This window comes from Micromonospora sp. DT68, from assembly GCF_049847245.1.
In the GTDB taxonomy this organism is placed as follows: Bacteria; Actinomycetota; Actinomycetes; order Mycobacteriales; family Micromonosporaceae; genus Micromonospora; species Micromonospora profundi.
Window position 1 is genome coordinate 199,270 of the sequence record NZ_JBNCNZ010000008.1, and the last position, 24,750, is coordinate 224,019.

Below are 24,750 nucleotides of genomic sequence, written 5' to 3' on the forward strand. Positions count from 1 at the left end.
CCGGCCGGGCCCCCCCCCTGGCCGGCTGGGGCTCCCGGGGGGGGGGTCCCCCCCCGCCGCCCCCCCCCACGCCGGTGACGGTGCTCAGCTCGCCTTGCTCAGCGCCTCGAACTCGTCGTCGGTGAGTTGCACCTCGGCCGCTGCCACGTTCTCCTCCAGGTGCGCCACCGAGGACGTACCGGGGATCGGCAGCATCACCGGCGAGCGGCGCAACAGCCAGGCCAGCGCGAGCTGCGCGGGCGTCGCGCCGTGCTCGGTGGAGATGGCGTCCAGCGGGCCGCCCGGCCGGGCCAGCTCACCGGTGGCGATCGGGAACCACGGGATGAACGCGAGGTCGTTGCGCTCGCAGTGGTCAAGCACGTCCTCGGCGCTGCGGTTGACGAGGTTGTACAGGTTCTGCACCGAGACGATCTCGGTGATCGCGCGGGCCTGCTCGATCTGCTCCACGCTCACCTCGGACAGCCCGATGTGGCGGATCTTGCCCTCCTCGCGCAGCAACGCCAGCTCGCCCAACTGGTCGGCGAGCGGCACCTGCGCGTCGATCCGGTGCAGCTGGTAGAGCGGAATGCTGTCCAGGCCGAGGTGGCGCAGGCTCAGCTCACACTGCTGGCGCAGGTACTCCGGGCGGCCCAGCGGGCGCCAGTCGCCGGGGCCGGAACGGCTCAGCCCGGCCTTGGTCGCGATGACAAGATCATCGGTGTACGGGTGCAGGGCCTCACGGATCAGCAGCTCGGACACGAAGGGCCCGTACGAGTCGGCGGTGTCGATGAACGTCACGCCCATCTCGACGGCCCGGCGCAGCACCCGTACCGCCTCGGCCGGGTCCTTCGGGTCGCCCCAGACGCCCGGCCCGGTGAGCTGCATCGCCCCGTAGCCGAGCCGGTCAACAGTGACGTCACCCCCGATCCGGTACGTGCCGGACGCCTTCGCGGGCTGGTTGCTCAGGTCGGTCGCCATACGCGGATCCCCAATCGTCTTGGTCGTGACCGGGACGAAACACCCGACCACCCACTGATCGTGCCCCGGGACCGGCTCGCCATGCGTCCGGCGGGTCGATTGTGCGCCGCGCCACGGCAGTTGCGCCGAGCGGCCGGTACCGCCGTCGGTGACGTGCGACGCTGAGCGCGTGCCGGTACGGGAGGCTCGGGCAGCCCGACCGATGCGGGCCGGCGCGACGGCGGAGGGAGCACCATGGCGGGGGAGCCGCAGGTCGACTTCGCGCTCGACACGTACGAGTGCATAGTGATCTATCCCGGCGCGGCCGGCCGTGCCCTGCCCGCCGAGACGGTGCAGCGGTTGCAGGCCGAGCACGCCGAGCACATGCAGGCGTTGCAGCGGCGCGGCATCGTGCTGGTCGCGGGCTCGATCGACGGCACCACGAGCAACCCGGAGCCCCCGATCGGGTTCGGGCTGGCCCGCACCGGCAGCGTCGACGACGTACGCAGCGTGCTGGAGGCCGACCCGGCAGTGCAGGCCGGCCTCTACCGGATCGACGTGCTGACCTTCCTGTGCCCGGCTGGCTCGCTGGAGTTTCCGCTGGTCAAGACCGAGAGCTGACCGGTTGGCCCGGCAGCGGGTGTCGGGCGGACGACCGCGGCGGTGGTCCACCGGTGCTACGGTCGCGCCCACGGGGGGCCGGGTCCGGGGCGTGCGCTGAAGCCGTGGTCCGGGCGTGTGCGCGGGAGCGCCCCCGAGTGGACACGCCGATGGAGGCGTACCATTCCGGGCGCGCGGTCGCCGATGCCCGTCGCCACAACGTTCCCGGTGCGGTTCCGCCCGCCGGCCCGACGCGCACCGCGCGTCGTTGGACAAAAGTTCCGCTGCCTGCAAGGGGTCGGCCCCGAGTCCGACCCGAAGGAGAGACTAGCCTGATGGGCGTGACACGCCGCGCGAAGATCGTCTGCACTCTTGGTCCCGCCACCTCGTCCCCGGAGCGCATCCGGGGTCTCGTCGAGGCCGGCATGAACGTGGCGAGGCTCAACTTCAGCCACGGCAGCCACGCCGACCACGAGGCGGTCTACCGACTGGTCCGGGAGGCGTCCGAGGCGTCCGGCAAGCCGGTGGCCGTCCTTGCCGACCTGCAGGGCCCCAAGATCCGCCTCGGCCGGTTCGCCGACGGCCCCCACGAGTGGCGCACCGGCGACTCCGTCGTGATCACCGGCGACGACATCGTCGGCAGCAAGGACCGGGTCTCCTGCACGTACCGCAAGCTGCCGCAGGAGGTGCGCGCCGGCGACCGCCTGCTTATCGACGACGGCCGCGTGGCCGTCGAGGTCACCGACGTCACCGGCAACGACATCCGCTGCCTCGTCACCGAGGGTGGTCCGGTCTCCAACAACAAGGGCGTCTCGCTGCCCAACGTGGCGGTGAGCGTGCCCGCCATGTCGGAGAAGGACGCCGAGGACCTGCGCTTCTCCCTGGGGCTCGGCGTCGACCTGGTGGCGCTCTCCTTCGTCCGCTCGGCCGAGGACATCAAGCTCGTGCACGGCATCATGGCCGAGGAGGGCGTGTTCCGGCCCGTGCTGGCCAAGGTCGAGAAGCCGGAGGCCGTGGACAACCTCGAAGCCATCGTGCTGGCCTTCGACGGCGTCATGGTCGCCCGCGGTGACCTCGGCGTCGAGATGCCGCTCGACGAGGTTCCGCTGGTGCAGAAGCGGGCCGTGCAGCTGTGCCGGGAGAACGCCAAGCCGGTCATCGTGGCCACCCAGATGCTCGACTCCATGATCGAGAATTCCCGGCCCACCCGGGCGGAGGCCTCCGACGTGGCAAACGCCGTGCTCGACGGCGCGGACGCGGTGATGCTCTCCGGCGAGACGAGCGTCGGCAAGTATCCGGTGCTGACCGTCAGCACCATGGCCAAGATCGTGACGACCACCGAGTCCGGCTCGATCGGGGTGCCCCGGTTGCAGCACGACCCGCGTACCCACGGCGGCGCGCTCACAGTTGCCGCCTCGTCGATCGCCAGGGCCATCAACGCCAAGGCGCTCGTCGCCTTCTCGCAGACCGGCGACACCGTCCGGCGGCTCTCCCGGCTGCACTGCGACCTGCCGCTGCTGGCCTTCACCCCGGTCCCCGAGGTGCGCGACCAGCTCGCCCTGAGCTGGGGCGTCGAGACCTTCCTGATGCCGTTCGTGCAGCACACCGACGACATGTTCCGTCAGGTCGACCAGGCGCTGCTCGGCCTCAATCGGGCCAACCCGGGCGACTACGTGGTGATCGTCGCGGGCAGCCCGCCCGGCACCCCCGGCTCGACAAACACGCTGCGCGTCCACCAGCTCGGCTCGCTTGTCGACGCCGCGTCGGCGCGGGCGTTGCAGTGAGCGACGGCCGCGCCGCGGTCGGCCAGGCCGCCGTGGACCAGCTGCTGGAGGTGCTGGACCTCGACCCGACCGGGGAGATGACCTTCCGGGGGATGAGCCCTCCGGTCGGCCCCCAACGGGTGTACGGCGGCCAGGTGGCCGGTCAGGCGCTCGTCGCCGCCGGCCGCACTGTCGACCCGGAGCGGTTCGTGCACTCGTTGCACGGCTACTTCGTCCGCCCCGGTGATCCCGCCGAGCCGATCGACTACCAGGTGGAGAACATCCGCGACGGTCGGTCCTTCTCGGTCCGCCGCGCGGTAGCGCTCCAGCACGACAAGCCGATCTTCTTCATGTCGGCGTCCTTCCAGCGGGCCGAGGAAGGGCTGGATCACCAGGCCACCTCCCCGCTGGACGTACCGGAGCCGCAGGACGTGCCGACGATGTCCGACCGGCTCGCCCGCTACCCGGAGCGCCTGGGCATCTGGGGTCAGATCCCGCGCCCGATCGACGTGCGGTACGTCGGCGAGCCTGGTTGGGTCCGTCCCGGCGACCGGCCGGCCGACCCGCACCAGCGGGTCTGGATGCGCGTCGACGGCAAACTGCCGGACGATCCGCTGCTGCACGCCTGTCTGCTCACCTACGCCTCGGACCTCACCCTGCTGGACTCGGTGCTGTCCATGCACGGCGAGGTGTGGGGGCCCGGCGGTGTGGTCGGCGCGAGCCTCGACCACGCGCTCTGGTTCCACAGGCCGTTCCGCGCCGACGAGTGGTTCCTCTACGACTGCTGGAGCCCGTCGGCGTCCGGCGCCCGCGGCCTGGCCACCGGCCGGATGTTCACCACCGACGGCCGGCAGATCGCCAGCGCCGTGCAGGAGGGCCTGCTGCGCCGCGTCGGCGCCTGACGTTCGCGGTCATCCCCGCCAGGTACGCCCCTGCACGCAGGTGGCGTCATGGCGGGGACGACCGCCGGGCGGAGTCACGTCTGGTGGATGGCCTCGCCGGCGATCTCGATCTGGACGGTCCGGCCGACCAGAACGCCGCCGCTTTCCAGCGCGACATTCCAGAGCAGGCCGTAGTCCTCCCGGTTGATTTCGGCGCTCGCGCTGAAACCGAAGATGTTCTGCCCGTACGGGTCGCGGCGGGCGCCACCGAAATTCACCTGTAGGTCGACGGCCCGCGTGATTCCCTTCACCGTCAATTCGCCGGTGAGCACGAATCGATCGGGGCCTGCCTGTGGTGGCGGATTGTGACCTCTTCCTCGCCCACCGAAACGGTGGTTCCGCAGTCGCGCCCAGTAGAAAATAGGGTCCTCAGTGGACTTCCACTGGATGCCCGTGCTTCGATATTCGAGCGTCGGATAGCGCTCGACGTCGAGAAAGTCGGCACTTTTGAGGTGGGTGTCCCGGTCCTCGCTGCCGGTGGTGATGCTCGCCGTCTGGATGGTGGCGGTCACGCCCGACAGCAGCGGATCCTCGGCCACGGAGATCTCGGCGGTCGCCTCGGAGAGCTCGCCGCGTACGGGGCTGACCATCATGTGGCGGGCCAGAAAACCGATCCTTTTGTGCGCCTGATCGAGGCGATAGGTGCCGGCGGCCGGGATGGTCATGCCATCCCAGGTGCGTGTGGCGACATCGGTCATTGGTGGTGCCTTCCCCCCGGGCTGAAAGAACCCGGGTGTTTATCAATGTGCTGCCCGAGCCCCCGTAAACGGTCAGACAGTCGTACCTCCCACCCAGCATAGGGACGCGCCGAATCGGCTCCCCAGGCCCCCGAAGGCCGTCGATCATGACGTATCTCACGACCTTGTCGTGAAATCCGGCGCGGCCCAGATATATGTCGATGCCTGACCGATCGGCCGAGGGTCGCCCGGCCGGGCGGACGACCAGCGGGCTAACCTTGCCGGCATGCGTCTCTCCGCCCGGGTCGACTATGCCCTCCGCGCGGCCGCCGAGCTCGCCGCGACGGCCAGTGGCCCCGGGCGCGGCCGGCCGGTCACCGCCGACCAGATCGCCCGCGCCCAGGAGATCCCGCCGAAGTTCCTGGAGAGCATCCTGCTCCAGTTGCGCCGGGGCGGCATCGTGCACGCTCAGCGTGGCCCCGAGGGCGGCTACTGGCTGGCCCGCCCCGCCGAGGAGATCTCTCTCGCGGAGGTGATCCGGGTGATCGACGGGCCGCTCGCGCACGTCCGAGGGCAGCGCCCGGAGCAACTCGGCTACCACGGTCCGGCCCGCGCCCTCCAGGAGGTCTGGATCGCGTTGCGGGCAAGTGAGCGGGAGATCCTGGAGCTGGTGAGCGTCGCCGACGTGGCTGCCGGCACCCTGCCTCCCCGGGTCACCGAACTGGTGGCCGACCCCCGCGCCTGGATCTGATCCCGCTCCGCCGGTCCGGCCCCGCCGTACCGCTCGGCGGCGTCCCATCCACCGATCAGGCACTTGACCCAGGCTTCTCCGTGGCGCATTGTCGACCAAGTTGATAGGAGATACCGAAAAGCTAGGGGGCGCTCGTGCGCAAGCTGCTGGTCCTCGCTCTGGTCGGACTTGCCGCGCAGCTCGTCGATGGTTCGCTCGGCATGGCGTACGGGCTGACCTCGTCCACCCTGCTGCTGCTCGTCGGGGTCGCCCCCGCCGCCGCGTCGGCCTCGGTGCACCTGGCCGAGATCGGCACCACCCTGGCCGCGGGCGTGTCGCACTGGCGGTTCGGCAACGTCGACTGGCGGGTGGTGACCCGCATCGCGCTTCCCGGCGCGATCGGCGCGTTCGCCGGTGCCACAGTGCTCAGCTCGATCTCGACCGAGTCGGCCGCACCGTGGATGGCCGGCATCCTCTTCACGCTCGGCGCGTTCCTCCTGGTCCGCTTCGCCAGGCCCCTGCGTACCGACCGGATCGGCGGGCGACTGCGCGGGCGGTTCCTCGGCCCCCTCGGCCTGGTCGCCGGCTTCGTCGACGCCACCGGCGGCGGAGGCTGGGGTCCGGTGGCCACCCCGGCGCTGCTGGTCTCCGGCCGCATGGAGCCGCGCAAGGTCATCGGCTCGGTGGACACTGCCGAGTTCGTTGTGGCGGGTGCCGCAAGCGTCGGCTTCCTGATCGGGTTGGGCACCGAAGGTTTCCTGCTCCCCATCGTCGGCGCGTTGCTCGTCGGCGGCCTCATCGCCGCCCCGCTGGCCGCCTGGCTGGTGCGTATCGTCCCGGCGCAACTGCTCGGCGCGGCGGTCGGCGGCGTGATCGTCCTGACCAACGCCCGGACGTTGATGCGCTCCGCCGGGCTGGACGGTCCGGTCCCTCCCGTGATCTACGTCCTCCTGGCGGCCGGCTGGGTGGCAGCGCTGGTGCTGGCCGTACGGGCCCTGCGCCGCACCCGCCAAGCCCAGGCCGCAGCCGCAGCCGCAGCCGCAGCCGGGGTCTCCCCGGCCCCCGAGGTCGTTTCGGCCGGTCTCAGCAGCGCCGACACGCCAGCCGCCCACTGACCTTCGGCGGGTGGTCGGCAGTCTGCGGACCCTGGTGGTAGGCCGCCCGTCCGCTGAGCGGCGGTAGGCGCGGCCCTACGGCACGCCACCTCGGCTCCGGCTGAGCCCGGCGCATGTCAGTCGGGGACTGCCGCGCGATCGGTGATACCTGTGAGTCATCTTGATGACTCACAGGTATCACCTGCCTGACGGGCTCGGCCGGTCAGGTGAGCAGGTCGTCGGCCGCCTCGGCCAGCAGCGCCCACGTCTCGTCGACGTGTCGCTCGGCGGTCTGCGGCGAGCCGACCGCCAGCCGCAGGGTGTACCGGCCGTCCACCCGCGTGTGGGTCAGGTGCGCCCGTCCGGTGCCGTTCAGGCGGGCCAGCAGGTCGGCGTTTGTGTCGTCGTCGGCGCGCAGCCGGAAGCAGACAAGCGAGAACGGGTGCGCCGCGGCCAACTCGAAACGATCGTCGGAGCGGACCCGGTCGGCGAACCGGGCGGCCAACGCCACCCCGGACCGGATGTGCGCGCGTAGCCCTTCGACGCCGTACCAGCGCAGCACGAACCACAGCTTCAACGCCCGGAAGCGGCGGCCCAGCGGGACCTGCCAGTCCCGGTAGTCGATCACCGCGCCGGAGTCGGACGCCGCGTTGCGCAGGAACTCCGGCAGTACGGTCAGCGCCTCGATCAACTCAGCCCGGTCGGCTACCCAGAACGCGTCGCAGTCGAAGCCGGTGAGCAGCCACTTGTGCGGGTCGAAGCAGTACGAGTCGGCGTACTCCAGGCCGGCGTGCGACCAGCGCAGTTCGGGACAGACGGCGGCGGCCCCCGCGTACGCGGCGTCCACGTGCAGCCAGATCCCGTACTCGGCGCAGATCGCGCCGATCTCCGGCAGTGGGTCGACGGCGGTGGTGGAGGTGGTGCCGATGGTGGCGACCACGATGGCGGGGACGTCCCCGGCGGCCAGGTCGGCCTGGATCGCGGCCCGCAGCGCGTCCGGTAGCAGTGCCTGCGTGGCCGGGTCCACAGCGATCGACCGGACCCCGTCGGTGCCCAGACCGGCGATGCGCACGGCTTTCTCGATCGAGGAGTGCCCGTGTACTGACGTGTACGCGCGGTAGCGCCGGTCGACGCCGACGTCGCGCCACCGACCTCCGCTGGCCCGGTGCAGCGCGGCCAGTGTGGCGACAAGGGTCGCCGAGGAGGCCGAGTCCTGGATGACGCCGCCGCCGGTGCCGGTCGAACGGAACCGCTGGGGAAGGTCAAGCAGTTGGGCCAGCCAGTCCATCATCACCGTCTCCAACTCGGTGCAGGCGGGGCTGGCGGCCCAGAGCATGCCCTGTACGCCGAGCCCGGAGCTGACCAGGTCGCCGAGCACGCTCGGGCCGGAGGTGTTGGCCGGGAAGTAGCCGAAGAAGCCCGGGTGCTGCCAGTGGGTGAGGCCCGGCGCGACGATGCTGTCCAGGTCGGGCAGGACCGCTTCGATCGGCTCGCCGACGGTGGGCGGCCCGGCGGGCAGGGCGCCCGCCACAGTGCCTGGCGGGTCGGCCGGCGCGACCGGTCGCTGCTCCAGTGTGGCCCAGTAGTCGGCGATCCAGTCGACGACGGCGTGGCCGGCGCGGCGGAACTCGTCGGGGTCCATGTGGGGAACGCTCACCACAGGAGTCGATCAGGCATCGGTTGCCGGGGCAAGACCGGTAGGTCGGAGGGGTCGGGGCAGGGTGTGACGGTCGTCGATATTGCGGACCGGAAAGCGCTTGCCCTACGATGCGCCTTGAGCCGGATCCGCGCATTCCCAGGGCGTCTCACCCGATCAGATCGCCGTCCGTCGCCGTCGTGACGGGTCGTCCACCGTGCTTCCCGGGCAGGGCCGGTGGACCTACAGCGGTCACCACCGGATCTCCGGAGGCAGTTCATGCACGCGTCCAAACAACGGCTGATCCTGCTGGCCGCCACAACGGCGACAGCGGTCGTGGCCGGCAGCGTCGGCGCGGTCGTCGCCTCAGCCGCCGCCGTCGGCTGCCAGGTCGACTACCAGGTCACCAACCAGTGGCAGGGCGGCTTCGGCGCCAACGTCACCGTCACCAACCTCGGCGACCCGGTCAACGGCTGGGCCCTGACCTGGTCGTACGCCGCCGGGCAACAGGTCACGCAGGCGTGGAGCGCCGCCGTCACCCAGTCCGGCGCGCAGGTCACCGCGCGCAACGTCGACTACAACGCCGCGATCGCCACGAACGGCACCGCCTCGTTCGGCTTCAACGGCTCGTGGACCGGCAGCAACCCGGCGCCGACGAGCTTCGCGCTCAACGGTGTCACCTGCACCGGCGCGCCGGCCACCGATGGCCCGACGACGCCGCCACCCACCACGCCGCCACCGACGACCCCACCACCGACCACTCCACCACCGACCACACCACCACCGACCACCCCGCCGCCGACCTCCGGCGTACTGCAGATGGAGAACCTGGACCGGGGGCTCGTCAGCGTCCGATCCGGCAGCGGCAACCTGGTCTCCTGGCGGCTGCTCGGCACTGAGACCTCGGGCGTGGCGTTCAACCTGTACCGGGGCTCGACCCGGGTCAACTCCAGCCCGATCACCGGTGCCACCAACTACCTCGACAACGGCGCGGCGGCCGGCTCGACGTACACGGTGCGGGCCGTGGTGGGCGGCGCCGAGCAGGCGGCGTCGGCACCCGCGCTCCAGTTCGGCGACGGCTACCTGGACGTCCCGTTGCAGGTCCCCGCCGGGGGCACCACCCCCAGTGGGGAGAGCTACACCTACAGCGCCAACGACGCCTCCGTCGGTGACCTCAACGGAGACGGCAGCTACGAGATCGTGCTGAAGTGGGATCCGTCGAACGCCAAGGACAACTCCCAGTCCGGCTACACCGGCAACGTCTACGTCGACGCGTACACCCTCACCGGCACCCGGCTGTGGCGCATCGACCTGGGCCGCAACATCCGGGCCGGCGCGCACTACACCCAGTTCCAGGTGTACGACTACGACGGCGACGGCCGCGCCGAGGTGGCAATGAAGACCGCCGACGGCACCCGCTCCGGCACCGGTCAGCTCATCGGCTCGTCGTCTGCGGACTACCGCAACTCCAGCGGTTACGTGCTCTCCGGCCCGGAGTACCTGACCATGTTCAACGGCCAGACCGGCGCGATCCTGTCCACAGTCAACTACGACCCGCCGCGCGGCACCGTGTCGTCGTGGGGCGACTCGTACGGCAACCGCGTCGACCGCTTCCTCGCCGGTACCGCGTACCTGGACGGGCAGCGCCCCTCGCTGATCATGGCGCGGGGCTACTACACCCGGGCAGTCATCGCGGCCTGGGACTTCCGCAACGGCACGCTGACCAAGCGTTGGACGTTCGACTCGAACTCCTCAGGCAACGGCGCAGCCGCCGGTCAGGGCAACCACCAGCTCTCCGTGGCCGACGTCGACGGCGACGGCCGCCAGGAGATCGTGTACGGCGCCGCCACAATCGACGACAACGGCCGGCTGCTCTACTCCACAGGCAACGGGCACGGTGACGCCCTGCACGTCGGCGACCTCGACCCGGGCCGTGCCGGCCTGGAGGTGTTCAAGGTCGACGAGGACGCCAGCAAGCCCAGTTCCTGGTTCGCTGACGCGCGTACAGGTCAGATCCTGTGGTCCACGCCGGCCTCGGGCGACAACGGCCGGGGTGTCTCGGCGGACATCTGGGCGGGCAGCCCCGGTGCCGAGTCGTGGTCGTCGGCGGTCTCCGGGCTGGCCAACACCAGAGGTCAGAACGTCGGCCGCAAGCCGTCGTCGGCGAACTTCCTCGCCTGGTGGGACGGCGACCCGGTGCGGGAGCTGCTCGACGCCACGAAGATCGACAAGTACGGCACGGGCGGGGAGACCCGGCTGCTGACCGGTAATGGCGTGGCGTCGAACAACGGCACCAAGTCCACTCCGGCGCTTTCCGGCGACATCCTGGGCGACTGGCGCGAAGAGGTGATCTGGCGGACCAGCGACAGCCGGGCGCTGCGCATCTACAGCACGCCGACGCCGACCAGCACCCGGATCTACACGCTGATGCACGACCCGCAGTACCGCGTGGCTATCGCCTGGCAGAACACCGCCTACAACCAGCCACCGCACCCGGGGTTCTTCATCGGCGACCAGATGGGCAACCCACCGACACCGAACATCTACCTGCGTTGATCTGGTGGTCCTGATCGGGTTCGCCTAAGGTGGCAGGCACCGGGCCGCAGCCGCGGAATCCGCACAGCTGCAGCCCGGTGCTCCACACCGCGGCACTCCCGACCCGTCCCGACCGGGAATGCCGTACCACCACCGGAACCAACATTAGGCACCGTCCGGGTCGCGGGGGTGACGCTGACGTGAAGATCGTGTTTCACGCGTCCCGGCGCAAACCGCCCGCCACCTGCTCGGCGATCAACTCGTACGAGCGCACCCGGTCCTGTACTTCATAGACGAGCGTTGTCAGCATCAGCTCGTCGGCGCCTGTGCGCTCCAGCAGTTCGGTCAGCTGCTGCCGCACCGTCTCCGGTGAGCCCATGGCCTGACCGTCGCGCCGTTGCAGGACGAACTCCCGCTCGATCTCGGTGTACGGGTACGCCGCTGCCTCGTCGGGCGTGGACAGCGGCTCCGGCCGCCCGGACCGCAGCTTCAGGAACGACAGGGCGCTCGGCCCGGCCAGCCACTCGGCCCGCTCGTCGGTCTCGGCGCACACCGCGTTGACGGCAACCATCGCGTACGGCTTGTCCAGCCACTGCGACGGCCGGAAGTTCTGCCGGTACAGCGCCAGCGCCGGAAGCGTGTTCGCCGAGCTGAAGTGGTGCGCGAAGGAGAACGGCAGACCGAGCAGGCCGGCGAGCTGGGCGCTGAAGCCGCTGGAGCCGAGCAGCCACACCGCCGGCTGCTCACCCTGACCGGGGGTGGCGATGATCTGCCCCGGGCGCTCCCCGCTGAAGTAGTTCATCAGGTCGGCCAGCTCCCGCGGGAAGCCCTCCGCCGAGAGCCCCTCCATCGTGCGGCGCAACGCCAGGGCGGTCACCTGGTCGGTGCCCGGCGCCCGGCCGATGCCCAGGTCGATCCGGCCCGGGTGCAGCGCCTCAAGGGTGCCGAACTGCTCGGCCACCACGAGCGGCGCGTGGTTGGGCAGCATCACCCCACCCGAGCCGAGGCGGATCGTCGAGGTGTTGGCGGCCAGGTGGGCAAGTAGCACCGCCGGAGCCGAGCTGGCGATCGCCGGCATGTTGTGGTGCTCGGCCACCCAGAACCGGCGGTAGCCCAGTTCCTCCGTGCGCCGCGCCAACTCGGTGGTGGCCCGCAACGCCGCGCCGGCGGTGGTTCCCTTGGCGACCGGGGCAAGATCAAGAACAGACATCGGTACGGTGATCACACGCGTGGCCAACCCGCCGCCGGTCGGTTTTGTTCCGGCCTCGGTGTGTTCGTCGGGCAACTCACCCGCTGCTCAGCCCAGCCCACGGGCCTGTTCGAAGATCAAACTCGTCTGCGTGTGCTGCACCGCCGGGTCGACCGCCAGGTGGTCCAACACGAAGTCCCGCAGCGCGTCACCCGAGGCCGCTCGGACGTGCAGCACGTAGTCCTCCGCACCGGCCACGTGGAACACCGACACCACCCCGGGCAGCCGCACCGACCGGGCCCGGAACGCGTCCACCGCCGCCCGCTCGTGCGCGGTCAACCGCACCGACACCAGCGCCTGCAAGGGCAGCCCCAGCGCCGCCGGGTCCACCTCGGCGTGGAACCCGCGGATCGCCCCGCGCTCGCGCAACGCACGGGTACGCGTCAGACACGTCGACGGCGCCACCCCCACCCGCTCGGCGAGGGCGTTGTTCGGCAGTCGGCCGTGCGCGGCCAACTCGGCGAGGATCGCGCGGTCCACTTCGTCCAGGGGTGGATACGACCGCACAACGTTCGGCTCAGGGGGCATCCCGCCATCCTTTGCCGAATTGGCTACCGATGCTAGACCCTCGTGCAGAATTATCTGCCGAACCGTTGCCCGAACGACACCAGATGTTCGACGCTACCGCCATGATGACGGTGGACACCCAAGCCGTACACGCCGGCCGTGACGACCTGCGCGCCCTCGGCGTGCACGTACCGCCTATCGACTTCTCCACCACCAACCCACTGCCCTCGGTCGACGACGGCGGTAACGCCTACGAGCAGCTCGCCACCGGCGGCACCCTCCCCGCCGAAGGCGGCGCCGTCTACCAGCGGCTCTGGAATCCCACCGTCGCCCGCTTCGAAACCGCCCTCGCCGAACTGGAGGGCACCGCCCAGGCCGTCGCTTTCGCCAGCGGCATGGCCGCCCTCACCGCGACGGTGCTAGCCGCCACCCGGGACGGCAAGCGTCACATCGTCGCCGTCCGGCCCCTCTACGGCGGCACCGACCACGTCCTGGCCACCGGCCTGCTCGGCACCACCGTCACCTGGGCGGACCCGGACCAGGTCGCAGCGGCCATCCGCCCGGACACCGCGCTCGTCGTCATCGAGACACCCGCCAACCCGACCCTCGACCTGGTCGACATCGCGGCCCTCGCCGCCGCGGCCGGCGACGTGCCCCTGCTCGTCGACAACACTGTCGCCACCCCCGTCCTGCAACAACCCGCCCGCCACGGCGCGGCCCTCGTCCTGCACAGCGCCACCAAGAGCATCGGCGGCCACGGCGACGTCCTGGCCGGTGTCGTGGCCTGCGACGCCGACTGGGCCAGCCGACTGCGCCAGGTCCGCGCCGTCACCGGCGCGATCCTGCACCCCCTCGGCGGCTACCTCCTGCACCGTGGCCTCCAGACCCTGCCGCTGCGGGTCCGCGCCCAGCAGGCCAGCGCCGAGAAGCTCGCCGGCTGGCTCGCCGACCACCCCGCCGTACACCGGGTGCACCACCCCTCGGTGTACGACCCGGCGGCGCTCGTCGGCCGGCAGATGGCCGGCCCCGGCAGCCTCCTCGCCTTCGAGGTACGCGGCGGCGCACCCGCCGCTGCCACCGTCGCCGGTGCCTGTCAGCTCATCACCCACGCCGTCTCGCTCGGTGGCGTCGACACCCTCATCCAGCACCCCGCCTCGTTGACCCACCGGCCCGTCGAAGGCGACGCGAAGCCGGCAGGCGGCCTGCTGCGCCTCTCGGTCGGTCTGGAAGACCCCGAGGATCTGCGTGCCGACCTCGCCCGGGCGCTGGACACGATCGCCTGACGGCCCGCGGCCCGCGGATCCGTCCAGCTGCGCGGGCTGCGTATCGCCACGTCGCTGGCGGCGCTGAGGCGTTGGCGGAGCAGTAGCCGCGCAGCACCGACCCGGCCGGTCGTCACGAGGCGCTGTCGCCAAAAGAAGGGACCGGGTGGCCGGCGGGTCGGTCGGATTGTCGACATCCGGCGGGCGACGACAGCACCCCGGCCTGGTGCCGGACATCGCTGGTGCGGGTCGGCCGAAGCGCCATTGCCGGAGCCTGGTGCGGGGCTTGCCGGAGCACGGCGCGGGCGCTCACTGTCGAGCGGATGGTGTGCCCGCGAGCGCAGAGAGTGCGGGCTCGCGCCCGCATCTGCGGTGTGCGCACACCTGCCTGGTCGAACAGGTGTGCGTCAGGGGTGCCGGGAGCGGGATTCGAACCCGCAAGCCCTTTCGGGCAGAAGTGTTTGAGACTTCCGTGTATGCCGTTCCACCATCCCGGCGGGTGCCGCTTACTGTACCCGACTACGCTTCTGCGGGAGCATGGGTGGTAGCCGTGCAGAAGCGATGGTGGGGGTAGGGCTGGTGGCTGAGATGCCGACGGATGCCGAGCGCAGGCGCGTACTGATCGCCGAGGACGAGGCGCTGATCCGGCTGGACCTCGCCGAGATGCTTGTCGAAGAGGGCTACGAGGTGGTGGGGGAGGCCGGCGACGGCGAGACCGCCGTCCGTCTCGCCGAGGAGTTGAAGCCCGACCTCGTCATCCTCGACATCAAAATGCCGATCATGGACGGGCTGGCCGCCGCCGAGCGGATCGCCGGCGCCCGGATCGCTCCGGTGATCATCCTGACCGCGTTCAGCCAGCGCGACCTGGTGGAGCGGGCGCGGGCGGCGGGCGCGATGGCGTACCTCGTGAAGCCCTTCCAGAAGAGCGACCTGGTCCCGGCGGTGGAGATCGCGCTGTCGCGTTACTCGGAGGTCGCGGCCCTGGAGGCCGAGGTCGCGAGCCTCACCGACCGCCTGGAGATCCGCAAGACGGTGGAGCGCGCCAAGGGTGCGCTGATGACCACCTACGGGATGACCGAGCCGCAGGCGTTCAAGTGGATCCAGCGCACCGCCATGGACCACCGGATGACAATGAAAGAGGTCGCCGAGCGGATCCTCATGGAGACCGCCGGCGGCGAGGCGGCTCAGCCGACCGTCTGAGCGCCCGGCCGCGCGGGGCGCCGCGTGCGCCCGCCGGTGGCTAGCATCGACGGGTGTCCGTCCGACGGGTTGTCGCGGTGTCCGGTCTCTTCGCGCTGCTGCTCGTGGGTTGTGACGGGCCGCCGACGGGTGACGGGTCGGCCGGGCCGACGACGGCTGCCGCGCCGGCGCTGCGGCCGGGTTGGCAGGCGCTGACGCTTCCGGCGCCGCCGGGCGACGCCGGGCGGTTGTTGGTCCGCGACCTGGCGGCCTGTGCGGGTCGGTGGTTCCTGGCAGGCGGCGTCGCGGACGCTGCCGGCGGCACCCGTCCAGCCGTGTGGACCAGCGTGGACGGTACGACCTGGACGTCGCTGCCGGTACGCGCGGATTCCTTCTACGGCAGGCAGAACGTGCTGTCCTCAGTGGCCTGCCGCGACGGCGCGGCGGCGGTGATCGGTGCGAAGGTCGGTGGGGCACACGGTTATCCGCGGATCAGCACCTGGCGGCAGCGGGCCGACGGCGCCCTCGTCGAGGTGCAGGCGCCGTTCGAGACGTACGGCGGGCCGAAGGCGGTGAACGTGTCCCGGCTGGCGGCGGGTCCGTCGGGCTGGCTGATCGTCGGCAACCGCTCGGCGGGCGCGGCCTCCTGGGTGTCGGCGCCGGCCGCGGCGGAGTTCGCGCTTATCGAGGGCGCACCGGAGCTGGCGAGTGACGCCACAGGCGTGACCTGGGCGTTCGACGCGGTGGCCGTACCGTCGGGTTGGCTGGCGGTGGGCGGTCTGCTACCGGCTGGCCGGATCGACAGGGACCCAGCGGTGTGGTCGTCGCCGGACGGGCGGTCGTGGCGGCGCACGGTGCTGCCGGGCGGCCCGGAGTACGAGGAGTTGCAGCGGGTGGCAGTGGTCGGCGGGGTGCCGGTGGCTGTCGGGTTGCGCGGGTCGACGTTCGGGGCGTGGCGGCAGGAGCCGTCGGGCTGGGTGGCCGCGGGTTCGTTCGGGCGGCGGTCGTCGACGGGCGTGCCGATGGTGGCGTCGCTGGCGTCGGCGGGAGATCGCCTGGTCGCGGCGGTGACCGACGGTGCCCGTCACTCGCTGTGGATCTCGATGGACCGGGGTGGGTCGTGGCGGGAGGCCGTGCTGCCCCTGGAGGTAGCGGCGGGTGCCGATCGGGACGTTGCGCTGGTGGCGGTGGGTGACCGCTGGTGGTTGGCGGCGGACGACGGTTCGCGGGCCGGTCTGTGGTGGGCGAGCGGGTCGGGCACCTGACGGGCGGCGAATGGGCGGCGCCGCGGCGCAGTCGTGCCGACGATCGGGAATTTTCCCAGCTCAGACAGTGTTTTGGCGCCTTCTGGCGGGCCCGGCAGGGGTGGTGCGGTCCCCTCCGGACGCAGACTTAAGGACCGATCGACGGATTCGCCTGTTACGGGCAACTGCACGATGGTGCTCGTCTTCGTAACGGTTTCGCAGACCCCCCGTTCAGGCCTTCCACGACGGTGCGCGATGTCGGTACGCTCCGCCATCACGAGCCGTAACGCAGGGGAAGTCCCTGCGGGGTGGGTGGAATTGCGGGTCAGCTGCTGTCGCCGTCACTAGCGGGTCAGTCGCGTCCGCATCTGGAGGAGGTCAGGAAGCCGTGAGGCGAAGCTATGTACGGGCGCTGGGAACTGTCGCGCTCGCCGCGTCCCTGGTGGTCGCGGCCGGTTGCCAGGATTCCGGTGGCAGCGAGGGTGGAACCGCGTCCGGTGACTGCGGTGGCAAGATTGCTATCTTCGGCGCGTTCACCGGTGACAACGCGGGCCTGGTGATCCCGTCGCTGAACGGCGCGAAGCTCGCCGTGAAGCAGTTCAACGAGGCGAACCCGGACTGCAAGGTCACCATGCAGGAGTTCGACACCCAGGGTGACCCGGCTGTCGCGACCCCGTTCGCGAACCAGATCGCGGGGGACAACTCGTTCCTCGGTGTCATCGGTGGTCACTTCTCCGGTGAGTCGGACGCGACGATGCCGATCTACCAGGCCGCGGGCCTGGCGATGGTCAGCCCGTCGGCGACCCGGACCGACCTGACCCAGAAGGGCAACACGTCCTTCTTCCGGGTCGTCGGCAACGACGGCACGCAGGCCGGCGCGGTGGCGAGCTACATGAAGTCGCAGAACGCGCAGAAGGTCTTCATGGTCGACGACGCCAGCGCGTACGGCGCGGGCATCACCGACGAGCTGGGCAAGCAGCTCGGCCCGCTGGTGGTCAACAAGGACAAGATCCAGGAGCGGCAGTCGCAGTTCGACGCCACCATCTCCAAGATCAAGTCGTCGCAGGCGGACTTCGTCTTCTACGGCGGTTACACCCGTGAGGCCGCTCCGCTGGTGAAGCAGATGCGTGCCGCCGGTGTCCAGGCCAAGTTCGTCGGCCCGGACGGTCTGTACGACACCGCGTTCCCGAAGGGTGCCTCCGGCGGTGCCGAGGGCGCGATCATCACCTGCCCGTGCCTCCCGGCCGACAAGGCCGGCGGCACCTTCTCCGCCGACTACCAGAAGGAGTACGGCATCCCGCCGGGCTCCTACGGCGCTGAGGGCTTCGACGGCGCGAAGGTCTACCTGGACGCCTTCAAGGACGGCAAGAAGACCCGGGCCGACATCCTGGCGTACGTGAAGTCGTACGACAAGCAGGGCGTGTCGAAGTACATCAAGTTCGATGACAAGGGCGACGTCGACCCGTCGAAGGTCGTCATCTGGGCCTACCAGATCAAGGGCGAGGCCATCGAGGCGCTGCAGGAGCTCAAGCTCAGCTGACGCCCAGGCGCTGGAGTGCGGCCGGGGTCTATCCACCCCGGCCGCACTCGATTCAAGGAGACCCCCGGTGCATTTCGATGAACTGATCGGCCATCTCGGCCAGCACACGGTCGACGGCCTTTCCAAGGGCGCCATCTACGCCCTGATCGCCCTCGGCTACACCCTCGTCTACGGCGTCCTTCGCCTCATCAACTTCGCGCACTCCGAGGTCTTCATGGTCGGCACCTTCGCGGTGCTGATCGTCTGGAACCAGCTCGGGGTGGAAAATAACCCGCCTATCGGCCAGGCGATCCTGCTCCTGGTGCTCGGTCTGATCGTCGCGGCGGTCGCGTCCGGTGGTACGGCTCTGGCGCTGGAACGGATCGCGTACCGGCCGTTGCGGCGTAAGAACGCGCCGCCGCTGATCTTCCTGATCACCGCGATCGGCCTGTCGTTGGTCTTCGTGGAACTCTTCGGGCAGGTGCTGCCCAAGCTGTTCGGCACCCTGTTGCCGGATGTGTTCGGCCGGCCCCGGCAGATCGTCGGTATGCCGACGATCATCCAGCAGGAGACCCTGTTCACCATCGGCAACACGGCGATCACGAACATCCAGCTGATCGTCTTCGTGTCGGCTGTCGTGATGATGGCGCTGCTGGACTGGTTCATCAACCGCACCCGGTACGGCCGGGGTGTGCGGGCGGTGGCACAGAACCCGGAGACCGCCGCGCTGATGGGCGTCAACCAGGAGCGCGTGATCATGCTGATCTTCGTGCTCGGCGGAATCATGGCCGGCGCCGCCGCCCTGTTGTGGAGCATGCGGTTCGGCTTCACGCAGAACAGCATCGGCTTCGTGCTCGGCCTCAAGGCGTTCACGGCCGCGGTCCTGGGTGGCATCGGTAACCTGCGCGGCGCGCTGCTGGGTGGCCTCTTCCTCGGCATCGTCGAGGTCTATGGCGCCACGCTCTTCGCGTCCAACTGGGAGGACGTCATCGCCTTCGTGGTGCTGATCGTGGTGCTGATGTTCCGGCCCACCGGCCTGTTGGGTGAGTCGCTCGGGAGGGCCCGCGCATGATCGACAAGCTTCGCACCGCAGACCGCCGCCGGGTCGGCATTCTGAACTCGGTCGGCGACCGTTGGCAGGCACTGCCGAGGTGGCAGAAGGCCGTGGGCGTCGTCGCTCTGCTGGTCTTCCTCTACCACCTGCCGTACCTGGGCAAGCTGCCCGGTGGTCTGATGATCCCCGGTCTGAACAACCTGCGTACCGACTCGATCGAGGGCGGCAACAACTGGGCGGGCGTGCTCTTCGTCTGCGCCATCTACGTGCTCGTCGCGATCGGCCTGAACGTGGTGGTCGGCCTCGCCGGCCTCCTCGACCTGGGCTACATCGGCTTCTTCGCCATCGGCGCGTACAGCGTGGCGCTGTTCGGTTCGGTGAACTCGCCGGTGGTCAAGTGGATCCAGCAGGAGTTCGACCTGCCGCCGACCTGGGCGGTGACCTGGGGCATCTGTCTCCTGCTCGCGATCGTGTTGACGATGATCTCCGGGGTGATCCTGGGCTGGCCGACGCTTCGGCTGCGCGGTGACTACCTCGCCATCGTGACGCTCGGCTTCGGTGAGATCATCCGGATCGTGGCCCGCAACGCCACTGGGGTCACCAACGGCCCGGTCGGTATCTCGGCCATTCCCGGTCCGGAGGGTCCGCCCTCGGCGGACAACAAGGTCTTCGGTCTGATCGACGCGAAGCCCTGGTACTGGCTGGCGATCACGTTCGTGCTGCTGATGGTGGTCCTGGTCCGCCGGTTGGAGCACAGCCGGGTCGGCCGGGCGTGGCTGGCGGTCCGTGAGGACGAGGACGCCGCCGCGGTGATGGGCGTGTACCCGTTCAAGTTCAAGCTCTGGGCGTTCGCAATGGGTGCGGCGCTCGGTGGCCTGTCGGGCTTCCTCTTCGGCAGCCGGAACGCGTTCATCGACCCGACACAGTTCAACGCGAACCTGTCCATCCTCTTCGTCGCCATGGTCGTGGTCGGCGGTTCCGGCAACATGATCGGCGTCTCGCTCGGCGCCGTGCTGTTGGCGTACCTGCCGGAGCGGTTCCGCGACTTCGCCGACTACCGGTGGCTGGTCTTCGGCCTGGCCATGGTGCTGGTGATGATCCTGCGTCCACAGGGTCTGATCCCCAGCCGGCGGCGAGCCCGCGAGTTGAAGGACCGCGCGGCGGAGGCAGAGGAGGCGCCCGCTCATGTCTGACCAGCCCACCAGCACTGCGACGCCGAAGATCCCGACTCAACCGGGGCCCCGGCAGGTGCTTCTCGAAGTTGACGACGTCACGCTCCGCTTCGGCGGCGTGGTCGCCCTCGACAAGATCAATTTCCAGATCTACGAGGGTGAGATCCTCGGTCTCATCGGGCCGAACGGCGCCGGCAAGACCACAAGCTTCAACGTGATGACGGGGGTCTACAAGCCGACCTCCGGTGCGGTTCGGTTCCGTGGCCAGAAGGTGACCGGCCGCAAGCCGCACCAGATCAGCCAGCTCGGCATCTCCCGGACGTTCCAGAACATCCGTCTCTTCCCGGAGATGACGGCGTTGGAGAACGTCATGGTCGGCACGGACTCCCGGCACAAGACAAGCGTGCCGGGGGCGCTCTTCCGGTTCCCCCGGAAGAAGGCTAAGCCGCACGAGTTGCCGCAGGTGACCGCCGAGTCGGGCATCCAGCGGACGTGGCAGGAGACGCGCCGGGCGTTCGCCAAGACGTTCGGTCTGTCCCGGCACATCCTGGAGGAGCGGGCAGCCGAGGCCAAGGCGCTGGAGCTGCTGCGCTTCGTCGGGATCGCCGACCGGGCCAACGACGAGGCACGCAACCTCCCGTACGGCTACCAGCGTCGGTTGGAGATCGCCCGTGCGATGGCCACCGAGCCGAAGCTGATCTGCCTGGACGAGCCGGCCGCCGGCTTCAACCCGGCGGAGAAGGAGGAGCTTCTCACCCTGATCCGGAAGATCCGCGACATGGGCCTGACCGTGCTGCTCATCGAGCACGACATGCGGCTGGTCATGGGGGTCACCGACCGGATCGTGGTGCTGGAGTTCGGCCGCAAGATCGCCGAGGGTGCGCCCGCGGAGGTCAGCCGCGATCCGAAGGTGATCGCCGCGTACCTGGGGGAGTCCGCCGATGACGCTGCTTGATCTCGAGAACGTCTCCGTCGCCTACGGCCGGATCGAGGCGCTGCACGGCATCAGCCTGACCGTCAACGAGGGCGAGGTGGTGGCCCTGATCGGCGCTAACGGCGCCGGTAAGACCACCACCATGCGGGCCATCTCCGGGACCCGGGCGCTCGCCGGCGGCAAGATCACGTTCAACGGCGAGGACATCAGCAAGCTCCGGGCCGACCTGCGGGTCGTCCGGGGGTTGTGCCAGTCCCCGGAGGGCCGGCAGATCTTCCCGGGTATGACGGTCATGGAGAACCTGGACATGGGGGCGTACACCCGGCGGGACTCCGCCGGCATCGCCGCCGACCTGGAACGGGTGATGACCCTCTTCCCGCGGCTGCGCGAGCGGCGCAAGCAGGCCGGCGGCACCCTGTCCGGCGGTGAGCAGCAGATGCTCGCTGTCGGTCGGGCGCTGATGAGCCGGCCGAAGCTGCTGCTGCTCGACGAGCCGTCGATGGGTCTGGCTCCGCTGGTGATCCGGCAGATCTTCGACATCATCACGGAGATCAACCAGCAGGGCACCACCATCCTGCTGGTGGAGCAGAACGCCCAGCAGGCGCTCTCCCGGGCGCACCGCGGGTACGTGTTGGAGACCGGCCGGATCGTGAAGGAGGGGTCCGGGCAGGACCTGCTGCACGACCCGTCGATCAAGGAGGCGTACCTCGGCGTGGCCTGAGCCATCCCGTCCGGCGGCCGGCTGTCCCCACGCGGGGGCGGCCGGCCGTCGGCGTTGGGTGCCCGGCTGTCCGTTTTCGCGGCAGTGGCACGGTGTCGCCACTCGGGTATGCCGCTGCGACTTTCGCGACGGTGGCGCGGTGCCGCCACCCGGGGTTGTCGGTGCGACGGACTAGAGTCGCTGCCGTGACAGCTACGACGCCGCGCCTGCTCCTCGTCGACGGACATTCCCTGGCATACCGGGCTTTCTTCGCCCTGCCGGTCGAAAACTTCTCGACCACGACGGGTCAGCCGACCAACGCGGTCTACGGCTTCACCTCGATGCTGATCAACGTGCTGCGTGACGAGCAGCCCACCCACATCGTCGTCGCCTTCGACGTCTCCCGCCGTTCCTTCCGCACCGAGAAGTACGCGGAGTACAAGGCCGGCCGCAGCGAGACCCCTACCGACTTCAAGGGCCAGGTCAGCCTCGTCAAGGAGGTGCTGGCAGCCCTTAAGATCCCCGTGGTCGAGATGGAGGGCTACGAGGCCGACGACGTCATCGCGACGCTCGCCTGCCAGGCGCGTGACCAGGGCATGACCGTGCTGATCAGCACCGGCGACCGGGACGCGTTCCAGCTCGTCGGCGACCAGGTCACGGTGCTCTACCCGCGCAAGGGCGTCTCCGACCTGGCCCGGATGGACCCGGCGGCCATCGAGGCGAAGTACGGCGTCGGCCCGGAGCGCTACCGCGACCTCGCCGCTCTAGTGGGCGAGACCAGCGACAACCTGCCCGGCGTCCCGGGCGTCGGCCCGAAGACCGCCGCCAAGTGGATCACCACGTACGGCGGGGTGGAAGGCGTGATCGCCCGCGCCGACGAGATCAAGGGCAAGGCCGGTGACAGCCTGCGCGAGCGACTCGCCGACGTCATCCGCAACTACGAGATCAACTGCCTGGTGTCCGATCTGGAGCTGCCGCTGCGCCCGGAGGACGCGCGCTGGTCCGGCTGGGACCGGGAGGCGGTGCACCAGGTCTTCGACACCCTTGAGTTCCGCATCCTGCGCGACCGGCTATACCAGTACCTGGAGGCCGTCGAGCCGGAGGCCGAATCCGGCTTCGACCTCACCGGCGAGGTGCTCACGGTGCCCGGAGCACTTAGCGCCTGGCTGGGCACCCACGCCCCGGCCGGCACCTCGGTCGGGCTTGCCGTCAAGCTCGACACCGGCCCCAACCGCAGGCACACCGCCTCGATCACCGGCCTGGCGTTGGCCACCGCCGGTGGCGCCGCAGCCTGGGTCGACCCGGCGCAGCTCGACCCGGCCGACGAGAGCGCACTGGCCGCCTGGCTGGCCGACCCGCAGCGACCCAAGGTGCTGCACGACAGCAAGCCGGCAGTGTTGGCCTGCTCCGCGCACGGCTGGGAGTTGGCCGGCGTCGTCCGCGACACCCAGATCGCTGCATACCTGGCCCGCCCCGACCAGCGGTCCTACGACCTGACCGACCTGGCGCTGCGCTACCTGCACCGTGAGCTGCGCGTGGACGTGCCGGAGACCGGCCAGCTCACCCTCGACGGGCTTGGCGACGAGGGTGTGGCCGAGCAGAACCTCATGCTCCAGGCCCGGGCCACCCTCGACCTTGCCGACGCGATCGACGCCGAGCTGTCCCGTGACGGCGAGCAGTCCGCCCGCCTGATGGCCGGTGTGGAGCTGCCTCTGATGCGGGTCCTCGCCGGCATGGAGCGCACCGGCATCGCCGCCGACACCGACTATCTGTCCGAATTGGAGGCGCACTTCGCCGCAGAGGTGAAGGCCGCCGCCCAGGGCGCGTACGAGGCGGTGGGCAGGGAGTTCAACCTCGGCTCGCCCAAGCAGTTGCAGGAGATCCTCTTCACCGAGCTGGGCCTGCCCAAGACCAAGAAGATCAAGACGGGCTACACCACCGACGCCGACGCGCTCCAGTGGCTCTACGCCCAGCAGCCGCACCCGGTGCTTGCCCACCTGCTGCGCCACCGCGACGTCGCCAAGCTCAAGTCGACAGTGGACGGTCTGCTCAAGTCCGTTTCCGACGACGGCCGGATCCACACCACCTTCAACCAGACGGTGGCGGCCACCGGGCGGCTCTCGTCCACCGAGCCCAACCTTCAGAACATCCCCATCCGCACCGAGGAGGGCCGGCGCATCCGTCGCGCCTTCATCGTGGGGGAGGGGTTCGAGTGCCTGCTCACCGCCGACTACAGCCAGATCGAAATGCGGATCATGGCGCACCTCTCGTCGGACGACGCGCTCATCGACGCGTTCAACTCCGGCGCCGACTTCCACGCGGCCACCGCCTCGTCGGTCTTCGGAGTGCCTGTCGACGAGGTCACACCCGACCAGCGCCGCAAGATCAAGGCAATGAACTACGGCCTGGCGTACGGGCTCAGCGCGTTCGGGCTGTCCCAGCAGCTCAACATCGGCACCGAAGAGGCACGCGGGCTAATGGAAAACTACTTCGCCGGCTTCGGCGGAGTGCGCGACTACCTGCAGCAGGTCGTCGCCCGAGCCCGCCAGGACGGCTACACCTCGACAATCCTCGGTCGCCGCCGCTACCTGCCCGACCTGGTCAGCGACAACCGGCAACGCCGCGACATCGCCGAACGGATGGCCCTCAACGCCCCGATCCAGGGCTCCGCGGCCGACATCATCAAGGTGGCGATGCTGCACGTCGACACCGCGCTGAACGACGCCGGCCTGCGCTCCCGCATGCTGTTGCAGGTGCACGACGAGCTGGTCTTCGAGGTCGCCCCCGGCGAGCGCGAGGCGTTGGAGGCGCTGGTCCGGCGTGAGATGGGCGAGGCGTACCCGCTGTCGGTGCCGCTGGAGGTGTCGGTGGGCGAGGGTCGGGACTGGAACAGCGCTGATCACTGATGTTTTGTGGTTGCGGTTGAGGGGGTTCCGGGGCAGCCCGACCCGCGCAGGGATCAAGCCTGACCGCCCCGTGCGGGGGGGGGGTCCCCCGGAACCCAGCCCAGGGGGCCCA

The 24,750-nt window shown here is 70.1% G+C and carries 20 protein-coding genes and 1 tRNA gene; 15 read left to right on the top strand and 6 right to left on the bottom strand.

Going from position 1 to position 24,750, the window contains the following annotated elements:
- Positions 1-84 precede the first annotated feature (84 nt).
- Positions 85-957 carry an aldo/keto reductase gene (locus ACPXB1_RS17430; protein WP_355592904.1) on the bottom strand — a complete coding sequence of 291 codons (873 nt, stop codon included), beginning with the start codon at positions 955-957 and terminating at the stop codon, positions 85-87.
- Between the two features lie 234 nt (positions 958-1,191).
- On the opposite strand from ACPXB1_RS17430, the gene ACPXB1_RS17435 reads away from it, so the two are divergent.
- The 3 genes from ACPXB1_RS17435 to ACPXB1_RS17445 all read left to right on the top strand — a co-directional run bounded on the left by ACPXB1_RS17435 (position 1,192) and on the right by ACPXB1_RS17445 (position 4,201).
- Positions 1,192-1,557 carry a YciI family protein gene (locus ACPXB1_RS17435; RefSeq protein ID WP_053658206.1) on the top strand — a complete coding sequence of 122 codons (366 nt, stop codon included), beginning with the start codon at positions 1,192-1,194 and terminating at the stop codon, positions 1,555-1,557.
- A gap of 314 nt (positions 1,558-1,871) precedes the next feature.
- Positions 1,872-3,320 carry a pyruvate kinase gene (gene pyk / locus ACPXB1_RS17440; protein ID WP_355592902.1) on the top strand — a complete coding sequence of 483 codons (1,449 nt, stop codon included), beginning with the start codon at positions 1,872-1,874 and terminating at the stop codon, positions 3,318-3,320.
- Positions 3,317-4,201 (top strand): acyl-CoA thioesterase, encoded by an 885-nt coding sequence (locus ACPXB1_RS17445; protein WP_355592900.1) that lies wholly within the window; start codon positions 3,317-3,319, stop codon positions 4,199-4,201. The genes pyk and ACPXB1_RS17445 overlap by 4 nt, the downstream gene beginning before the upstream one ends.
- A 74-nt stretch (positions 4,202-4,275) precedes the next feature.
- On the opposite strand, the gene ACPXB1_RS17450 is transcribed toward ACPXB1_RS17445, so the two are convergent.
- On the bottom strand, positions 4,276-4,938 hold the full coding sequence (locus ACPXB1_RS17450; RefSeq protein ID WP_355632102.1) for a YceI family protein: 663 nt from the start codon (positions 4,936-4,938) through the stop codon (positions 4,276-4,278).
- 265 nt (positions 4,939-5,203) lie between these two features.
- Between ACPXB1_RS17450 and ACPXB1_RS17455 the strand changes: the two genes are divergently transcribed.
- Both ACPXB1_RS17455 and ACPXB1_RS17460 read left to right on the top strand, forming a co-directional pair.
- Complete coding sequence (locus ACPXB1_RS17455; protein WP_053658213.1) at positions 5,204-5,668, top strand: RrF2 family transcriptional regulator; 465 nt, start codon at positions 5,204-5,206, stop codon at positions 5,666-5,668.
- A gap of 134 nt (positions 5,669-5,802) precedes the next feature.
- Positions 5,803-6,762 (top strand): sulfite exporter TauE/SafE family protein, encoded by a 960-nt coding sequence (locus ACPXB1_RS17460; protein WP_355592896.1) that lies wholly within the window; start codon positions 5,803-5,805, stop codon positions 6,760-6,762.
- A gap of 202 nt (positions 6,763-6,964) precedes the next feature.
- On the opposite strand, the gene ACPXB1_RS17465 is transcribed toward ACPXB1_RS17460, so the two are convergent.
- A complete protein-coding gene (locus ACPXB1_RS17465) occupies positions 6,965-8,398 on the bottom strand; it encodes a pyridoxal-dependent decarboxylase (RefSeq protein WP_355592894.1) in 1,434 nt (477 codons plus the stop codon).
- A gap of 258 nt (positions 8,399-8,656) precedes the next feature.
- Here ACPXB1_RS17465 and ACPXB1_RS17470 point away from each other — a divergent pair, with 258 nt between their 5' ends.
- A complete protein-coding gene (locus tag ACPXB1_RS17470; protein ID WP_355632105.1) occupies positions 8,657-10,933 on the top strand; it encodes a cellulose binding domain-containing protein in 2,277 nt (758 codons plus the stop codon).
- Positions 10,934-11,126: 193 nt separating this feature from the next.
- On the opposite strand, the gene ACPXB1_RS17475 is transcribed toward ACPXB1_RS17470, so the two are convergent.
- A complete protein-coding gene (locus ACPXB1_RS17475) occupies positions 11,127-12,122 on the bottom strand; it encodes an LLM class flavin-dependent oxidoreductase (RefSeq protein WP_425735526.1) in 996 nt (331 codons plus the stop codon).
- A gap of 87 nt (positions 12,123-12,209) precedes the next feature.
- Positions 12,210-12,689 carry an Lrp/AsnC family transcriptional regulator gene (locus ACPXB1_RS17480; protein WP_355592888.1) on the bottom strand — a complete coding sequence of 160 codons (480 nt, stop codon included), beginning with the start codon at positions 12,687-12,689 and terminating at the stop codon, positions 12,210-12,212.
- 83 nt (positions 12,690-12,772) lie between these two features.
- Between ACPXB1_RS17480 and ACPXB1_RS17485 the strand changes: the two genes are divergently transcribed.
- Positions 12,773-13,951, top strand: coding sequence for a trans-sulfuration enzyme family protein (locus ACPXB1_RS17485; RefSeq protein WP_355632108.1), 1,179 nt, complete (start codon positions 12,773-12,775; stop codon positions 13,949-13,951).
- 393 nt (positions 13,952-14,344) lie between these two features.
- Here the strand turns inward: ACPXB1_RS17485 and ACPXB1_RS17490 are convergent.
- Positions 14,345-14,427, bottom strand: a tRNA-Leu gene (locus ACPXB1_RS17490).
- 82 nt (positions 14,428-14,509) lie between these two features.
- Here ACPXB1_RS17490 and ACPXB1_RS17495 point away from each other — a divergent pair.
- From ACPXB1_RS17495 to polA, 8 genes are all read left to right on the top strand, one after another.
- Entirely contained in the window at positions 14,510-15,130 is a 621-nt protein-coding gene (locus ACPXB1_RS17495) for an ANTAR domain-containing response regulator (protein WP_355592884.1), read from the top strand.
- Between the two features lie 53 nt (positions 15,131-15,183).
- The gene (locus ACPXB1_RS17500; RefSeq protein WP_355632111.1) at positions 15,184-16,374 is read left to right on the top strand and encodes a hypothetical protein; all 1,191 of its coding nucleotides are present in this window, start codon (positions 15,184-15,186) and stop codon (positions 16,372-16,374) included.
- A gap of 367 nt (positions 16,375-16,741) precedes the next feature.
- Entirely contained in the window at positions 16,742-17,893 is a 1,152-nt protein-coding gene (locus tag ACPXB1_RS17505; RefSeq protein ID WP_053658228.1) for a branched-chain amino acid ABC transporter substrate-binding protein, read from the top strand.
- A 67-nt stretch (positions 17,894-17,960) separates the two neighbouring features.
- Entirely contained in the window at positions 17,961-18,944 is a 984-nt protein-coding gene (locus ACPXB1_RS17510) for a branched-chain amino acid ABC transporter permease (protein ID WP_355592879.1), read from the top strand.
- A complete protein-coding gene (locus ACPXB1_RS17515; protein ID WP_053658232.1) occupies positions 18,941-20,119 on the top strand; it encodes a branched-chain amino acid ABC transporter permease in 1,179 nt (392 codons plus the stop codon). The genes ACPXB1_RS17510 and ACPXB1_RS17515 overlap by 4 nt, the downstream gene beginning before the upstream one ends.
- Positions 20,112-21,053, top strand: coding sequence for an ABC transporter ATP-binding protein (locus ACPXB1_RS17520; RefSeq protein ID WP_355592877.1), 942 nt, complete (start codon positions 20,112-20,114; stop codon positions 21,051-21,053). The genes ACPXB1_RS17515 and ACPXB1_RS17520 overlap by 8 nt, the downstream gene beginning before the upstream one ends.
- Positions 21,040-21,753 carry an ABC transporter ATP-binding protein gene (locus tag ACPXB1_RS17525; RefSeq protein WP_355632114.1) on the top strand — a complete coding sequence of 238 codons (714 nt, stop codon included), beginning with the start codon at positions 21,040-21,042 and terminating at the stop codon, positions 21,751-21,753. Before ACPXB1_RS17520 ends, ACPXB1_RS17525 begins: the two co-directional genes overlap by 14 nt.
- Positions 21,754-21,938: 185 nt before the next feature.
- Positions 21,939-24,638 carry a DNA polymerase I gene (polA, locus tag ACPXB1_RS17530; protein ID WP_355632117.1) on the top strand — a complete coding sequence of 900 codons (2,700 nt, stop codon included), beginning with the start codon at positions 21,939-21,941 and terminating at the stop codon, positions 24,636-24,638.
- Positions 24,639-24,750: the final 112 nt, after the last annotated feature.

Coding starts and splice junctions, on each gene's coding strand:
- ACPXB1_RS17430 (WP_355592904.1), bottom strand. CDS start 957: ATGGCGACCGACCTGAGCAACCAGCCCGCGAAGGCGTCCGGCACGTAC.
- ACPXB1_RS17435 (WP_053658206.1), top strand. CDS start 1,192: ATGGCGGGGGAGCCGCAGGTCGACTTCGCGCTCGACACGTACGAGTGC.
- pyk (WP_355592902.1), top strand. CDS start 1,872: ATGGGCGTGACACGCCGCGCGAAGATCGTCTGCACTCTTGGTCCCGCC.
- ACPXB1_RS17450 (WP_355632102.1), bottom strand. CDS start 4,938: ATGACCGATGTCGCCACACGCACCTGGGATGGCATGACCATCCCGGCC.
- ACPXB1_RS17455 (WP_053658213.1), top strand. CDS start 5,204: ATGCGTCTCTCCGCCCGGGTCGACTATGCCCTCCGCGCGGCCGCCGAG.
- ACPXB1_RS17470 (WP_355632105.1), top strand. CDS start 8,657: ATGCACGCGTCCAAACAACGGCTGATCCTGCTGGCCGCCACAACGGCG.
- ACPXB1_RS17475 (WP_425735526.1), bottom strand. CDS start 12,122: ATGTCTGTTCTTGATCTTGCCCCGGTCGCCAAGGGAACCACCGCCGGC.
- ACPXB1_RS17480 (WP_355592888.1), bottom strand. CDS start 12,689: ATGCCCCCTGAGCCGAACGTTGTGCGGTCGTATCCACCCCTGGACGAA.
- ACPXB1_RS17485 (WP_355632108.1), top strand. CDS start 12,773: ATGTTCGACGCTACCGCCATGATGACGGTGGACACCCAAGCCGTACAC.
- ACPXB1_RS17515 (WP_053658232.1), top strand. CDS start 18,941: ATGATCGACAAGCTTCGCACCGCAGACCGCCGCCGGGTCGGCATTCTG.
- ACPXB1_RS17520 (WP_355592877.1), top strand. CDS start 20,112: ATGTCTGACCAGCCCACCAGCACTGCGACGCCGAAGATCCCGACTCAA.
- ACPXB1_RS17525 (WP_355632114.1), top strand. CDS start 21,040: ATGACGCTGCTTGATCTCGAGAACGTCTCCGTCGCCTACGGCCGGATC.